We start from the raw sequence: 15,192 nt of genomic DNA on the forward strand, positions 1-15,192 counted from the left end.
CTGTTAACGTCAATTTTACCGTCTAACCATGTAATGACAATCGATGATAGTAGCGATCGCCATAAGCAGCATCCCAGCCAAGAAGTAAGTCCAGAAATCAATACTCCCGAAATATCATCATCCAAGACTGCTCAGATTTTAATAGTGGATGATGATTTGTTTATGCGAAAAATTTTAGTGCGTTATTTGGAGCGAGAAAATTATCGTGTAATTGAGGCTGCTAACGGGCTGGAGGCGTTAAAGATCTATCAAGAATATCAGCCAGATATCATTTTACTGGATGCCATGATGCCTGTTTTAGATGGCTTTGAGTGTTGTTCACGGTTGCAAAAACTTCCTCACGGCGATCATACTCCTGTTTTAATTATTACGGCGCTTGAAGATCGCGAATCTGTAGATCGCGCTTATGAGGTGGGGGCTTCTGACTATGTAACTAAGCCAATTCATTGGGCGGTGCTGCGACAAAGGGTACGTCGTTTGCTCGAACAAGCAAATCTTCGCCAACAGCTTGAAGCTGCCAATCAACAATTAGCAGTTGTAGTGCAAGAGTTAAGGAGATTGGTTTCCATCGATGGCTTAACACAAGTGGCTAATCGTCGTTGCTTAGATGAATATCTAGAGCAGGAATGTAGGCGATCGCATAGAGAACAGATTCCAATTTCATTGGTGTTATGTGACATCGACTTTTTTAAAAACTATAACGATAATTACGGACATCAAGAGGGAGATCACTGCTTGCAGGAAGTTGCTCAGGCCATTAGTAAATCAACCAATCGTCCTGCGGATTTGGTAGCCCGTTATGGGGGAGAAGAATTTGCGATTATTTTGCCGAATACCGATGCTGAGGGGGGAATGAATGTGGCAATTCGGGCTACAGAAATTGTGCGATCGCTGAAATTGCCCCACGATTATTCAAAAGTTGCTAATCATGTGACGATTAGCTGTGGTGTGGCGACAATTTTACCCAATCAAGATTTTGAAGCAATCCATCTACTTAAGTCGGCTGATCGCGCCTTGTATCTTGCCAAAGCCGAAGGTCGAAATTGTGTTAGACAAAATACTTATGAGCCAGAGTAATCGTGTAAAGAGGTGCAAAGTGCCACTTTACATTGACATAGTAAAAATCACGACGTTCTCTAAAATATGGTACGGTCATAGCTGAATGCTATATGACTAAACTACGGTAATCGCATAATTTTATGGAATGGCATACTACGGACGCGCAAAGCTTAGCAATAATCGACAGCGAGATTGGTGAACATTCACTTTCACCATCCGAATATGAAATTGTGCGCCAAGTAATTTATGCAACCGCAGATTTTGAGTATAAAAATCTCGTCAGTTTTTCTGAAAATTCACTACAGGCTGGAGCCACAGCCCTCGCGACTCGCACCACAATTATTGTAGATGTCCCAACGGTGCAAGCAGCGATCTTCCCAAAAATCTGTGATACTTTTGCCAATCCCATCTATTGTGGTGTTGAAGCGATTACCCGTCCCCAAAAAGGTAAAACCCAAGCTGCTTGGGGAATTGAAACCTTGGCAAAACGTTATCCTGAAGCAATTTTTGTAATCGGTGAGTCTCAAACAGCATTGGCAACTCTGGTGGACTTGATCGAGATGGAGGATGTTAAGCCTACTCTGGTAATTGGTACTCCAGCGGGGTTTATTGACACCGATGTGATCAAGTCACGGTTAAATGACTCGTTAATTCCCCATATTCGTGTTGATGGTCGGAAAGGCAATGCGATCGCTGCCGCCGCGATATTTAATTCACTAGTCAATCTGGCTTGGCAAGCCTACGGCAATAAGTAATTTTAAAGGTAACGCTTCGCGTCACCTTTCTAGCTCCAAAAAAGCGAGTGGCGGCGCTCCGCGCCGCCACTCGCTTTTTTGGGTTTGGTTTGACGACTGCTTTAAAATTTTATGACCAGATGATACCTGTTAAATTTGCCTCTTGAGTCAGCATTCCCTCAGTGACAGCGTCTGCCATTTTCGCTTTACTTAGATTTGCCTTATAAAAATTTACGCGAGATAGATCAGAACCTTGGAGATTGGCACTGGTCAGATCAGCTTCGCTCAGATCGGCATCACATAAACTTGCACCGTACAGACTTGCAAAAGTTAGATCCACCTCAGATAGCATTGCTTTATTTAGATTTGCACCATTAAGACTAGATCTACTCAGATCCGCCCGTTGCAACATCGCCTCATTTAGCCCAGCCCCAAATAGCCTTGCATCTCTGAGAATAGCCTCACTAAGATCAGCTCGATTTAGCTTGGCTTTACCCATATTTGCCCCATTTAGTTTTGCGCGAGGTAATTTGGCTTTGTTCAAAATAGCCCCATACAAATTCACCCCATAGAGCTTGGCATCACTAAGATTTGCTTCGCTGAGATCCGCCTCTCCTAAATCAGCACCACTAAAATTAGCACTGACAAGGTTAGCTCGATATAGCTTTGCACTATTAAAATCTGCACCGTTTAGCTTAGCGTTGCTTAAGTTTGCACCGTAGAGACTGGATTCACTCAGATTTGCACCACTGAGATCGGCATGACTCAGGTCAATTCCATTCATATCTGTTTTACTGAGATTGACTCCCGCAAAATTGCGGCGACCTGCATGGTAGCTATTAATTAGTTCACTGACTTCCATTAGTTTGTACCGTTTCTGTCAAGAATAAACCAGAGCGCGTTATGCTCTGGTTTATTCCTCTTGTTCATTGATTTCTGCTTCCATCGCTTCTAAAATCTCTTGTTCTTGAGCCATGAAATCTTCTTCACTAATATCACCAAGATCAAATTTTAGTTGTAAAGTAGTGAGCCGTTTTTGCAGATTTTCGGTTTTTTCTAATTCAGTAGTTGCCCTTTCTTCGATTTGTTCTGCAATCCAGACTAGTCCATCGAGGGGTGCTGTCAGTAGTTGCCATATCATTGGGAAATGTACTCCTTAATTCCTTACTGCCGATTTTCTTGCTTTGCAAGAAAATCTAATTAACTAAACCTATGTTAAGTGCTGCCTATCAATATGGGGTACGTCCCCTGCTATTTTCCCTCGATCCTGAAGCTGCTCATCATTTAGCGATCGCCACTTGTCGGCGGATTAGTGGTTCATCGATACTGCAAGCAGTCACCAAGTCCACCTTTTACTATAGCGATTCGCGGCTGTCACAAACTTTATGGGATCTAAAATTTGAGAACCCCGTTGGGCTGGCAGCAGGTTTTGATAAAAATGCTGAGGCAATCGGCGCATGGGAACATCTAGGATTTGGCTTTGCAGAAGTAGGGACAATTACCGCCCATGCCCAATCTGGCAATCCTCAACCGCGTTTGTTTCGCTTACCCAGCGATCGCGCTGTTCTAAATCGCATGGGTTTTAATAATCGTGGCGCAGCAGCAACGGCAGTAGATCTGAAAAATTATTTGCAAAACCATAAGCTAAGTATTCCCCTTGGTATTAATCTCGGCAAGTCTAAAATTACAGAAATTGCCGATGCAAAATTAGACTATGCCGAAAGCTTGCGATCACTCTACAATTTTGGCGATTATTTTGTGGTTAATGTCAGTTCACCAAATACGCCCAATTTGAGAGACTTACAAGCAACCGATCAACTATGCGCGATTCTTGCAGCGCTAAATCCAATTAACACCCAGAACAAACCGATTTTAGTAAAAATTGCCCCAGACTTGAATGATGCTGACATTATTGAAGTGGTCAAAGCGAGTCAAGACTATGGCATAGCAGGAATTATCGCTACGAACACAACGATTTCACGACAGAATTTAACGACTACGCATCTAGCAATGACGGGTAAACCTGTCACCGAAGAAGCAGGCGGAATTAGTGGTCAACCTGTACGCGATCGCTCTCTGGAAGTGATTAACCTAATATGGCAAACGACACAGGGTAATCTACCAATTATCGGTGTGGGCGGTATTTTCACGGCAGAAGATGCTTGGCAAAAAATTACGGCTGGTGCAGCGATTGTGCAGGTTTATACAGGCTTAATCTATGAAGGTCCAATGATTGTCAAAAATATATTGCAAGGTTTAGTTGCTAAGTTAGAAGCGAATGGCTTAGAGAATATTCAACAGGCGATCGGGCTAGCCCATAGATAAAAAGAAGACGGGCAAAGCCCGTCTTCTTTTTATTGGAATGGCAGTAAGAGAATACTCAGAATTGTCGATACTTCATTGATGAAATAATCGCGCTGATCGATTTTGAGCGTGCGATCGCATAGTTGCATAAATTTCCAATCTGTCCCTGTCGTTACACAGCCATAAACTGATCGATCCGCTAAGCTAACTTTCGCATAGGAATCCTTAATAGCACTGAGAATATAGTCACAGTAACCAGTTAAGCCCTGTGTCGGATCGATATTAAATTCTGTACCAGAGAAAAATCCTATCTCATAATTAAGCTGACGACGTACCTCTAACAGCACAGGTGCAATCACCATTTCTGATCGTGCTTTTTCGGTATTGATCGCGGTAGCTAGTGCAAGGTTTTCATCCAGTGTGGTAATTAAATAATTGCTAGCCGTAGTTGGCAAAATATTAGGAAAGAGACTTTTTGGCTCTTCGATAACTAGCCCAAAAGTCTCTCGAACGCGGGATAGGTTGAAGTCGCTATAAGCCATATCGATTAACCTGATAGCAAAAGTTTTGATTATTCTTTTCTAAAAAAATAGCGGCGCATCGCGCCGCTATTTTTGGTTAAGTTAAAGCGGCTGCGCCACCGACAACTTCCAGAATTTCTTGAGTAATTGCAGCTTGACGAGCTTTGTTGTACTGCAAGGTTAGAGCCTTGATCAAGTCTCCAGCATTTTCACTAGCGTTATTCATTGCGGTCATCCGTGCAGCGAGTTCGCTAGCCACAGACTCTTGCAAGGCGCGAAGAATTTGGTTGCTGAGGTAGAGAGGCAATAAAGCATCGAGAATTTGTTCAGGATTTTGCTCAAAAAGCAATTCTTTAGGCAATTCCTTAACAGTGATTTCGCGCTTTTCGCGCTCGACTTGGAACTTACCACCACGAGTAATCAGGCGGAAAATTTCGTCATCTTGAGGCTCTAGTCCTTGTGGCTCAAGGGGCAAGAGAGTTTGGACAACAGGGCGAGAGCTAATCAAAGATACGAAACGGGTGTAAATCAACTCAACGCGATCAATTACACCAGCCAAAAATGCTGAAGTAATTTCATCTTCGATCGCATTGGCTTCGGCAGCATTAGGAATTTGATTTAAGTTGGTAAACTTAGCAGCGATTGGTTGATCGCGACGGGCAAAGTACTGCGCCGCTTTACGACCGACCAAAATAAAGGTGTAATTAATACCTTGTTCTTTTAGTTCCTTAGCACGGGCTTCAGCACGACGAATAATGGTTGAGTTATAGCCACCACAAAGCCCGCGATCGCCTGAAATTACCAGAAGACCAACGGTTTTGACAGGACGCTTATCAAGTAAAGGCAGACTGACATCCTCAAAGGTGATGCGCTGCTGGAGACGATATAGGACTTGGGCGAGGCGATCGGCAAAAGGACGAGTGGCAAGAACTTGCTGCTGAGCGCGTCTGACCTTTGCGGCTGCGACAAGACGCATTGCTTCAGTTATCTTGCGAGTATTCTTAACAGTGCCGATGCGATCGCGGATGGATTTGAGGTTAGCCATGAAACTAAATTGCTACTTGCTATTGAATACTATGGAAAATTTGAAATATCACAGAAGACACTTAAGTATCCTAAGTATCTTAATAAAAAATTGCGCCTTCAAACCGCAAACTAATGTATATCCTTGAAATTGATCCCCCTCAATCCCCCTTGAAAAGGGGGAAGAATTTGTTCTCCCCCCTTTTCAAGGGGGGCTGGGGGGGATCTAAACCTTATATTTTTTCGTTAATTCCTTGATATGATTGCTTCCTCACCTTCTTTTAACCCAATTTTCAAGACAAATAGCCAAATATCTGATGCTGATGAGTTATCAGATGATTATCTCGAAATTGCGGGGCGTAAGTTCCGATCGCGTTTGATGACTGGCTCAGGAAAATATACTAGTTTCGAGGTGATGCGTCAGGCGATCGCCGCCAGTGGTTGCGAGATCGTCACCGTGGCAGTACGTCGGGTGCAGACTAATGCAGCAGGACATGAGGGATTAGCCGAAGCGATCGACTGGAACAAATATTGGCTATTACCTAACACAGCGGGCTGTCAAACTGCCGATGAAGCGGTACGGGTGGCAAGATTGGGACGCGAGATGGCAAAAATTTTGGGTCAAGAAGATAATAATTTTGTGAAGCTGGAAGTTATTCCCGATCTCAAATATTTGCTGCCTGATCCGCTTGGTACTTGTAAAGCTGCTGAACAACTCGTCAAAGAAGGTTTTGCAGTGCTGCCCTACATTAACGCTGATCCGCGTTTAGCCAAGACCCTTGAAGAAATTGGTTGCGTCACTGTGATGCCCCTCGGTTCGCCCATTGGTTCAGGACAAGGGATTAATAATGCGGCAAATATCAGGATTATTATCGAAGAATCGAAAGTGCCTGTAGTGGTCGATGCAGGAATCGGTGTCCCCAGTGAGGCAGCGGCAGCAATGGAAATGGGCGCGACTGCTTTGTTAGTAAATACCGCGATCGCCTGTGCGAATAATCCTGTGGCGATGGGTCGGGCGATGGGCATGGCAACTGAAGCAGGACGAGCCGCGTATTTATCAGGACGAATTCCAGTCAAAGCATATGCTAGTGCCAGTTCCCCATTAACAGGGCTAGTTTCATAAAACATAGGGTTGTATTGCAACCCTATGTTTTATGGTTTCAAACGTTTTAGTATCTTTGACCATATTCTCTGCGATCGCAGTTTCAGCACTTGCCAATAATCTAAGTCGGGAATATTACTTTGATATAACTGCTTGTGATCAAAAAACTCGTTTAGCTCCGTCAAAATCACTTGTAACCGCTTAATAATATTTGCAGCACGATGCTCTTCTAATAATGTTGGCGATAAAGATAACTTTTGATTGGTCTGAATCATTTTGAGAATCCGTTGCATATCAAATTCTTGAGAATATCCTGCAATCTTGTAACAGTTAAAAGCTGGATCTAAATAATCTGATAAGCCATGATTGACGCTAGAAAAAACTTGGCAACCACAAGCTAAAGCTTCCATCGGTTGTAGCCCAAATCCTTCGGTAACTCCTTGAACTGCCCAATATTCTGCGGAATCGTATAGATAGATCTTAGCGCGATTAAACAATCCTTCTAAATCTTCAACATAATAATCAATTACTTCTAAGCGGCATTTTTGCTGGAGCGCAGGAATCAATTGACGCATCAAATAACTAGATGATTTGCGAGCCTGTACCAGTACATCTATATCGCGATCGCGATGCTGATCTTGAAATTTATTGGAGATTTCATTAGGTAAATAATAAATTAACGAATGCGGCGATCGCTGTCCCCAATATCCAAGAGTGTTACGACTAACGGTAATAATTGGCACGCTAGCGGGTAAATTAAAGCCATATTCCGCACTATGGGCATGGTAAATTGCATTCAAACGTTTTAGTTTAGGGGCTAGCTTGGCAACATCAAACCCCCAACTCATCACAAAAATCACATCATCCAAAGCTCGAAATGTATCGTCTCCCTCCAGCAAATCATCTAACCATAGATGTCCTTGCTCTCGTTGACGATAAGTGACTACTTCCGCAGGACAGACTTTTTTAACTAATTCCAGTGTTTTCAGCTCAGCCCATAAGCCCCCACAAGCAAATTTGTCAGTCGTCCCTGGCAATAAAAAGTATAGTCTTCTCATTTATTAAGCTCAAATATTAGGCTCAAATCCTTGTTAAACAAGTTTAGGTTAAAAGCGATAACCAGCAAAAAACTCCATTGGAGTTTCTTGCCTCTGTGGACTGTGGCTACATCTCTCAGTTATGCAGGTGGAGGCCGAGTTAGCGCTTTTGTTACAGATTATATAACGGGCGATTTTGGGGTGTTTCTGAGTTTTGCTGTGATGAGTTTGGCGATCGCCATAGCTCAGTGGTTAGTGATCAGGCGGCATATTCGCGGCTTGGGATGGTTATGGACGACTTTAGTCGGTGGTGCTGTGGGCGGAGGGCTAAGTTCTTGGGCGAGTTTTCAATTAGCTATTACCTATGGCGATGCAGTAGATTTATTAGCGATTTATGCTTGTTTACGGGGTTTTTCGACGGGATTTATGCAATGGACAATAATGAAACACCACTTTAAGCGATCGGGTTGGTGGATTGCGGGTACTACGGGCAGTTGGTATGTGGGCGTAATGGTGGGGAGTTTATTAATCAGACAACTGGGATATTTTTTAACGCTAGTGGTCGGTGCAATTTACGGATTTTTGACAGGGATCACCTTGCTTTTATTTTTCTGGGATCGGTTTAATTCCAAATAAATGAAGGCGGCGCTTCGCGCCGCCTTCATTTATTTGGACATTTTCTAGGCGCACTGAAGTTAAACTAAGACATAAGTTCATATGATGATTAGGCATGGCACTTTTTACACTGCGATCGCTCCGCAAAGATTTTGGCATCAAGGAAATCCTTAAGGATGCTAGTTTTAGCCTCGATGAAGGCGATAAAGTAGGGTTGATCGGCACAAATGGTTCGGGTAAATCCACATTACTTAAAATGATCGCGGGGCTAGAGCATAGTGATGGCGGTGAACTATGGGTAAATTCCAGCGCCAAAATTATCTATTTACCACAGCAGCCAGACCTGAATGAAGAAAATACGGTTTTAGAACAGGTATTTGCCGATAGTGGCGAACAGATGTCCCTAGTCAAGGAGTATGAAGAAATTTCCGACAAGTTAACTCACGGACATGGCGACATGGATCGGTTGCTAGAGCAGCTATCTCGCGTATCGGAACGCATGGATCAGACGGGGGCTTGGGATTTGGAAACTAACGCCAAAATTGTGTTAACGAAATTAGGAATTGATGACTTAGAAGCAAAAATCGGTAGCCTGTCAGGAGGCTATCGCAAACGGATTGCGATCGCTTCGGCACTACTCTCAGCACCTGATGTTCTATTAATGGATGAGCCGACCAACCATCTTGATGCCCTTTCAGTGGAATGGTTGCAGAGCTATCTCAATCGCTATCGTGGAGCATTACTGCTAATCACCCACGATCGCTATTTTCTAGATCGCGTCACCAATCGCATTATCGAAATTGATCGCGGTGATTTGTATTCCTATTCAGGCAATTATTCCTATTATTTAGAGAAAAAAGCGGAAGCGGAAGAGTCCTCACTGAGTACGCAACGTAAACATGCAGGACTATTGCGCCGTGAATTGGAATGGCTCAAAAAAGGGCCAAAGGCGCGGAGTACCAAGCAAAAGGCACGCATTGATCGCGCCCATGCTCTGCAAGCCACCGAGTTTAAACAAGCTAATGCCAAGGTTGATATCACCACCGCAGGAAGACGCATCGGCAAAAAAGTAGTGGAACTCGATCGCATCGGTAAGTCCTATGGCGATCGCACCCTGATCAAAGACTTCTCCTATAACTTTACGCCTGAAGATCGCATCGGTATTATTGGCAGCAACGGCGCGGGTAAGTCTACGCTGATGAATATTGTGACGGGGCGCTTACAGCCCGACGAAGGCACTGTGGAAATCGGTACGACAATCCATTTTGGTTACTTCGATCAACATTCCGATGATCTTGCTGAACATGGCAACCAGCGCGTGATCGATTACCTTAAAGATGTTGCGGAATTAGTCAAAACCTCCGATGGAAGTATCATTACTGCTTCACAAATGCTAGAGCGATTTCTCTTCCCTGGTAATACCCAATATGCACCGATCAATAAGCTCTCAGGTGGCGAAAAGCGGCGCTTATTCCTACTGAAAGTGTTGATGGCGGCTCCCAATGTCTTGATCCTCGATGAACCGACTAATGATCTTGATGTGCAGACCCTCGCGGTACTAGAAGAATATCTCGAAGAATTTAACGGCTGTGTAATTGTGGTTTCCCACGATCGCTATTTCCTTGATCGCACTGTTGATATGGTGTTCTCCTTTGAGGCAGAAGGTGAAGTCCGTCTGTACCCAGGCAATTATTCTGTTTACTTGGAGTATAAGAAAGACGAAGCTGAGAAGGAGTCTAGTGGTACAAAGGATCAAGCTAATAAAGTCACTAAAGAGCAGAAATCTAGTAATGTCAACCCCTCTATTCCTGAAACTGCCAAGCCCAAAATCGAAACCAAAAAGACTTCACAACTCTCTTATAAAGAGAAGCGCGAGTATGAGGAACTAGAAGCTAATATCCCCAAACTGGAAGAAGAAAAGACTCAAATCGAGAAGAAACTCTATCACAATCCCCCCAAAGGACATACAGAATTACAGAAGCTATCCGATCGCTTAGCAGAATTAACTACGGCAATCAATACATCCACTGAGCGATGGCTAGAACTTGCCGAGCGCATTTAGAAAACAACGAAAGCATTGCAAAATATCATTCTTCGCTCCATTAAAAACCTATCTTTAGTTAAAAAGGAATAGAAGCAATGGAAAGCAACAAATTGTCCACTCAAAAGCCCTATAGCTCTCAGTGGAATCTGTCAAAACTAGGGATAGAAGTACATAATCTGCGCTGGTGGGTTGAGTCAGCTTGCATTACAGTTGCCTATTTTATTTCATCTTGGGTTGCAGCTAACACAGTTTTCTCAACCTTGGGACCTTCTCCTGTTTGGCCAGGATCTGGGCTTAATGTAGGCTTACTCCTGTTCTTTGGGCGATCGCGATGGTTGGGGATGTTTTGCGGAATATTGCTGTATAACTTACACAGAAACTGGTGGAGAGTTTTGATACCTGCATCAGGAGCAGCGATCGGTTCCACAATCGGCACATTGATCACAGTTTCTCTGATTTTAAAGTTTACCCATACTACATACCCATTCCTTAAAGTTCGCCATGTAGTCACATTTGTACTTTGTTCGATATTTAGTGGAACGATTCTGCAAACCATAACTGGAGTTGGCATCTACGCCCTAACTAGGAGATATGAAGGTGCTAATTTTATTACAAACTTCTTACTTCCTTGGTGGATTGGTGATTCGGTTGGTGTTTTAATCTTTGCTTCACTGGCTTTAACATGGCTAAAACCAAATCAGAAGCAGATAATCAATCCTTATCTTAGTTGGGAAGTAGTGGGAGCTTTCATCAGCATAATTGTGGTGTCCTATTTCTCTTTTTATGAAGCCCAACCCCTTGAGTACCTTCTGTTACCACCATTGCTTTGGTCAGCTTTTCGCTTTGGTCATAGACTGACGACTTTGTTTGTCATGTTTATATCGATGACAGCTTCGATCGCTACTGCTAATAAGTTTGGGATATTTTATAAAGCGATTACTACGGGCGATTCACTCCTGCTATTACAAATTTTTATGGGGGTGATTTCGATTATGACCTTGGCGATCTTGGCGATCGTTGATGAAAATAAGCAAGCAAATTTGAGTTTGCAGAGAGCGAATACTGACCTAGAAAAGCGCGTTTTAGATCGAACGATCGATTTACAACAAAGTGAAGCAAAAGCTCTAGAACTTGCGGCTAAAGCCGAGTCAGCAAACCAAGCTAAAAGCACTTTTATTGCAAATATGAGTCATGAATTGCGATCGCCACTAAATGCAGTTCTTGGATTCTCTCAATTAATGATGCGAGCTAACAACCTCGCAAAAGAACATTATGAAAATGCCAGTATTATTAATCGCAGTGGTGATTACTTATTAACATTAATTAATAATATTCTCGATCTATCAAAAATTGAAGCAGGAAAAACTACTCTCCATCTTCAAAGTTTTGATCTCGATCATCTATTGGAGGATATCGAAGATATGCTCCAGCTACGAGCTACTAATGCAGGTTTAGAACTCATCTTTGAACGCGATCCCCAAGTACCTCGCTATATCTGCACTGATGAAGTTAAACTGCGTCAAGTTTTACTTAACTTAATTGGCAATGCAATTAAATTCACCAAAGAGGGTTTAGTCGTAGTTACTTTGACCAATACTACTACAAATATAGTTGAAAATACGGTCGATACAGTTAGCGATAAATGTATCCTCAATTTCAGCATTAGAGATACAGGCGTGGGCATTGCCGCAGAAGAATTACCTCAACTATTTACCTCCTTTTCTCAGGCTCAGGCTGGTCGCGAGAAACAAGAAGGTACAGGGTTAGGCTTAGCAATTAGCCGCAGGTTTGTCCAGTTGATGGGTGGAGATATTTCGGTTACTAGTGAACTTGGAAAAGGCACAACTTTCCAGTTTCAGATTCAAGCCCAAATTGGTACACCTTTAATTAGTGATCCAAGCCAAAAAAGGCGCACATTAGCTCTTGCACCTGATCAGCCCAACTACAGAATTTTAGTGGTTGATGATAAGCCCATTAATAGCCAATTGCTAGTCAAGATGCTAAGTCCTATGGGTTTTGAAGTCCAAGAAGCTAGTAATGGACTAGAGGCGATCGCTATTTGGGATCAATGGGAGCCACACTTAATTTGGATGGATATGCGAATGCCCGTAATGGATGGCTACGAGGCAACTAAGCACATTAAGTCCACAGTTAAAGGTAATGCCACCGCTGTGATTGCCTTAACTGCTAGTGTTTTAGAAGAAGAAAGAGCGATCGTGCTTTCAGCAGGATGTGACGATTTTGTGCGTAAGCCCTTTAGCGAACAAATGATTTTTGATACCCTTGCCAAACATCTTGGTGTGAAGTATACGTACGAAAATATCCGCCCCCATGAGCATGATAGTAATTTTTTCTCGGAAATATCATTAGCTTCTGAAAATTTAAAAGTTATGCCAGATAGCTGGATTATGCAATTATATAGATCGGCTCTTGAAGCTGATAAAAATATTGTTATAAACTTAATTGGGGAAATTCCAGACAAGGAAACTTTCTTAATTCGATCGCTAACTAAACTAGCGAATAATTTCCAATTTGAGAAACTAATTGATCTCACGGAACCTCTACTTTCCACATATATCGAATAGCTCTCTGCACTCTGCTTATATCAGCAACATTAATTCATGATCTACAATCCTTCGCTTGAACTAACAGGCAATATCCTCTTAGTAGATGATCTTCCAGAAAATTTACAGCTACTTAGTGATTTATTGCTAACCCTTGGCTATAGCGTCCGCAGTGTAACTAGCGGACGGATGGCTCTTAAAACAGCGAAGGTAAAACGACCAGATCTGATTCTTTTGGATATCAAGATGCCAGAGATGGATGGATATCAAGTCTGTCAAGCACTCAAAGATGATGAAGATCTCCGTGATATCCCAGTCATTTTTATTAGCTCTTTAGATGATGTTTTTGACAAAGTGAAAGCTTTTTGGTCTGGAGGCGTTGATTATATTTGTAAACCATTTCAAAGCGAGGAAGTATTAGTCCGCCTCGAAAACCAATTGACAATTCAGCGTCAGAAACGCTTGCTACAGGACGAAATCGCTAGACACAAAGAAACTGAAGAAATGCTCTATCAATCGAGAGCTTTGGTTACTAGTGTCTTAAATAGTGTGTCCGATGGTATTGCCGCGATGCAAGCTGTTCGTGATCCGATTACAGGTAATATTGTTGATTTTCGTTGCTTAGTTCTGAATCCAATGATATCGAGAATCTTCGATCGCAGTCGCGAGGATTTAATCGGTAAATTAGTACTAAGGCGATTTCTAGAAAAATTTAACCGCCAATTGTTTGAGCGCTTAGTTAATGTGGTAGAAACTGGGGTTCCTCTGGATGAAGAAATATACTATTCTGCTGAACCTGTTGGTTGGTATCAGGTAATCGTAGTTAAGTTAGGTGATGGTTTTACAGTCACGATTAGAGATATTACTTCTAAAAAACAACCCAACTAAAAATGCGTTGCACATATTCATCATGAAAAGTTTATTTAATTGGATGTAGGGGTAGCGCCCCTGTGCCTACCCCGTAGAGATCTGGGCAACCACAGGGGGTTTGCCCCTACCCATAACATTAGAAATATGTACAATACCAACACCTTTTTTTTAATTAAATAGCGGCGCGTTGCGCCGCTATTTAATTTTTGGTTTGTAAAAGCGATCGCATTTGTTTAGCAATTAGATCAGGCTGTTCAGCTTTCATTAAGGCGCGGACTACAGCTACTCGTTTTGCCCCCGCCGCGATCGCTTCTGCTAGGTTATGTTCATCCAAACCACCGATCGCAAACCAAGGAATATTGACATTTTGAGCAGCATAATTGACATACTCATGACCAGAGGCTGCTTTGTTGGGTTTTGTGGGCGTGGCATGAACTGGACCAACACCGACATAATCCACCTGATTATTTAGAGCGATCTCTAATTCTTGGGGATTGGTGGTTGACTGCCCAATGATGTACTGTGATGCATCGCCACCATTAGCATTCAGAATTTGGCGCACTACAGAAACTGGCAAATCAGTTTGCCCCACATGGATACCATCGGCTCCCACAGCGATCGCAATATCAACGCGATCGTTAACCAAAAACAAAGCTTCGTATTGATGGCAGAGGTCACAAAGCTGCTGCGCGATCGCATAGCGAGTTCCATCTTCACCATCTTTTTGTCGATACTGCACGATTTGTACGCCACCTTGGAGAGCTGACTCCACAACAGAGACAATATTTTCTACAGGCATCGTTACTAGATATAAAATTGCAGCTTGTAATTTTTGGCGACGAATTTCACCAATATTGGTAACTTCATGGGTCAATAATTGACTCTCAAGGGTATAGACCTGATAGCGCATTTGTTTCATTGCTTCTCCCATAGTGGGAGCAACGACTTTGCTATATTCTTCTAGAACCCTGAGCGCTTCCTGTAAGCGTCCCATATTCGCTCTTAAAACCGCTTGGATATCCGCACGCACAGACTCATTTGCATGGCTCAATCCTGTGGCGGGATCATCGGGAGTATTACGGGCGCGACGAAATTCTTCTTTGTGCCATTGAGCGAGTTCTTGGCGCATGTGTTTGCAGCGATCGCACAAGTTCACATCTTCTAAGCCAAAGCGACACCATTCTTCAATAGTACGTAGGGCTTCACGGGCGCGATCGAGGTTAGCATCGAGGATGCGATAAATGATCTGTTGAGACATATAAACAAAGGGTGATACGCAAAAGTAGAGGCAATTCATGAATTGCCTCTACTTTTACATT

Annotated in this window: 13 protein-coding genes and 1 pseudogene; 8 read left to right on the top strand and 6 right to left on the bottom strand. The window is 42.9% G+C overall.

What is annotated here, in order from left to right; genetic code table 11:
• Nucleotides 1–33 precede the first annotated feature (33 nt).
• Entirely contained in the window at nt 34–1,077 is a 1,044-nt protein-coding gene (locus ABM313_RS11145) for a diguanylate cyclase domain-containing protein (RefSeq protein WP_434687993.1), read from the top strand.
• 122 nt (nt 1,078–1,199) lie between these two features.
• Nucleotides 1,200–1,814 carry a precorrin-8X methylmutase gene (locus tag ABM313_RS11150; protein WP_434687994.1) on the top strand — a complete coding sequence of 205 codons (615 nt, stop codon included), beginning with the start codon at nt 1,200–1,202 and terminating at the stop codon, nt 1,812–1,814.
• Nucleotides 1,815–1,923: 109 nt separating this feature from the next.
• On the opposite strand, the gene ABM313_RS11155 is transcribed toward ABM313_RS11150, so the two are convergent.
• Together ABM313_RS11155 and ABM313_RS11160 are read right to left on the bottom strand one after the other, a co-directional pair.
• The gene (locus ABM313_RS11155; RefSeq protein WP_434687995.1) at nt 1,924–2,655 is read right to left on the bottom strand and encodes a pentapeptide repeat-containing protein; all 732 of its coding nucleotides are present in this window, start codon (nt 2,653–2,655) and stop codon (nt 1,924–1,926) included.
• 51 nt (nt 2,656–2,706) lie between these two features.
• A complete protein-coding gene (locus ABM313_RS11160; protein WP_094533384.1) occupies nt 2,707–2,934 on the bottom strand; it encodes a gas vesicle protein GvpG in 228 nt (75 codons plus the stop codon).
• Between the two features lie 71 nt (nt 2,935–3,005).
• Between ABM313_RS11160 and ABM313_RS11165 the strand changes: the two genes are divergently transcribed.
• Nucleotides 3,006–4,118, top strand: coding sequence for a quinone-dependent dihydroorotate dehydrogenase (locus ABM313_RS11165; RefSeq protein WP_434687997.1), 1,113 nt, complete (start codon nt 3,006–3,008; stop codon nt 4,116–4,118).
• A gap of 29 nt (nt 4,119–4,147) precedes the next feature.
• Here the strand turns inward: ABM313_RS11165 and ABM313_RS11170 are convergent, their stop codons facing one another.
• A complete protein-coding gene (locus ABM313_RS11170) occupies nt 4,148–4,639 on the bottom strand; it encodes a hypothetical protein (protein ID WP_434687999.1) in 492 nt (163 codons plus the stop codon).
• A 76-nt stretch (nt 4,640–4,715) separates the two neighbouring features.
• A complete protein-coding gene (locus ABM313_RS11175; RefSeq protein WP_434688001.1) occupies nt 4,716–5,663 on the bottom strand; it encodes a F0F1 ATP synthase subunit gamma in 948 nt (315 codons plus the stop codon).
• Nucleotides 5,664–5,966: 303 nt separating this feature from the next.
• On the opposite strand from ABM313_RS11175, the pseudogene ABM313_RS11180 reads away from it, so the two are divergent.
• Nucleotides 5,967–6,764, top strand: a pseudogene (locus ABM313_RS11180) (thiazole synthase); the annotation flags it as partial.
• A gap of 29 nt (nt 6,765–6,793) precedes the next feature.
• On the opposite strand, the gene ABM313_RS11185 reads toward ABM313_RS11180, so the two are convergent.
• Nucleotides 6,794–7,801: a glycosyltransferase gene (locus ABM313_RS11185; RefSeq protein WP_434688004.1), complete on the bottom strand. Its 1,008-nt coding sequence runs from the start codon at nt 7,799–7,801 to the stop codon at nt 6,794–6,796.
• Between the two features lie 102 nt (nt 7,802–7,903).
• Between ABM313_RS11185 and ABM313_RS11190 the strand changes: the two genes are divergently transcribed.
• From ABM313_RS11190 to ABM313_RS11205, 4 genes are all read left to right on the top strand, one after another.
• Nucleotides 7,904–8,416 (top strand): hypothetical protein, encoded by a 513-nt coding sequence (locus tag ABM313_RS11190; RefSeq protein ID WP_434688006.1) that lies wholly within the window; start codon nt 7,904–7,906, stop codon nt 8,414–8,416.
• A 94-nt stretch (nt 8,417–8,510) separates the two neighbouring features.
• Nucleotides 8,511–10,457, top strand: coding sequence for an ABC-F family ATP-binding cassette domain-containing protein (locus tag ABM313_RS11195; RefSeq protein ID WP_434688007.1), 1,947 nt, complete (start codon nt 8,511–8,513; stop codon nt 10,455–10,457).
• A gap of 77 nt (nt 10,458–10,534) precedes the next feature.
• On the top strand, nt 10,535–13,024 hold the full coding sequence (locus ABM313_RS11200; protein WP_434688008.1) for an ATP-binding protein: 2,490 nt from the start codon (nt 10,535–10,537) through the stop codon (nt 13,022–13,024).
• A gap of 36 nt (nt 13,025–13,060) precedes the next feature.
• Nucleotides 13,061–13,891 (top strand): response regulator, encoded by an 831-nt coding sequence (locus ABM313_RS11205; protein ID WP_434688009.1) that lies wholly within the window; start codon nt 13,061–13,063, stop codon nt 13,889–13,891.
• Between the two features lie 181 nt (nt 13,892–14,072).
• On the opposite strand, the gene ABM313_RS11210 is transcribed toward ABM313_RS11205, so the two are convergent.
• On the bottom strand, nt 14,073–15,131 hold the full coding sequence (locus tag ABM313_RS11210) for a thiamine phosphate synthase (RefSeq protein ID WP_434688010.1): 1,059 nt from the start codon (nt 15,129–15,131) through the stop codon (nt 14,073–14,075).
• Nucleotides 15,132–15,192: the final 61 nt, after the last annotated feature.

Source organism: Pseudanabaena minima str. Chao 2107, from assembly GCF_051131155.1.
In the GTDB taxonomy this organism is placed as follows: domain Bacteria; phylum Cyanobacteriota; class Cyanobacteriia; order Pseudanabaenales; family Pseudanabaenaceae; genus Pseudanabaena; species Pseudanabaena minima.

Coding starts and splice junctions, on each gene's coding strand:
- ABM313_RS11145 (WP_434687993.1), top strand. CDS start 34: ATGACAATCGATGATAGTAGCGATCGCCATAAGCAGCATCCCAGCCAA.
- ABM313_RS11150 (WP_434687994.1), top strand. CDS start 1,200: ATGGAATGGCATACTACGGACGCGCAAAGCTTAGCAATAATCGACAGC.
- ABM313_RS11155 (WP_434687995.1), bottom strand. CDS start 2,655: ATGGAAGTCAGTGAACTAATTAATAGCTACCATGCAGGTCGCCGCAAT.
- ABM313_RS11160 (WP_094533384.1), bottom strand. CDS start 2,934: ATGATATGGCAACTACTGACAGCACCCCTCGATGGACTAGTCTGGATT.
- ABM313_RS11165 (WP_434687997.1), top strand. CDS start 3,006: ATGTTAAGTGCTGCCTATCAATATGGGGTACGTCCCCTGCTATTTTCC.
- ABM313_RS11170 (WP_434687999.1), bottom strand. CDS start 4,639: ATGGCTTATAGCGACTTCAACCTATCCCGCGTTCGAGAGACTTTTGGG.
- ABM313_RS11175 (WP_434688001.1), bottom strand. CDS start 5,663: ATGGCTAACCTCAAATCCATCCGCGATCGCATCGGCACTGTTAAGAAT.
- ABM313_RS11185 (WP_434688004.1), bottom strand. CDS start 7,801: ATGAGAAGACTATACTTTTTATTGCCAGGGACGACTGACAAATTTGCT.
- ABM313_RS11195 (WP_434688007.1), top strand. CDS start 8,511: ATGGCACTTTTTACACTGCGATCGCTCCGCAAAGATTTTGGCATCAAG.
- ABM313_RS11200 (WP_434688008.1), top strand. CDS start 10,535: ATGGAAAGCAACAAATTGTCCACTCAAAAGCCCTATAGCTCTCAGTGG.
- ABM313_RS11205 (WP_434688009.1), top strand. CDS start 13,061: ATGATCTACAATCCTTCGCTTGAACTAACAGGCAATATCCTCTTAGTA.
- ABM313_RS11210 (WP_434688010.1), bottom strand. CDS start 15,131: ATGTCTCAACAGATCATTTATCGCATCCTCGATGCTAACCTCGATCGC.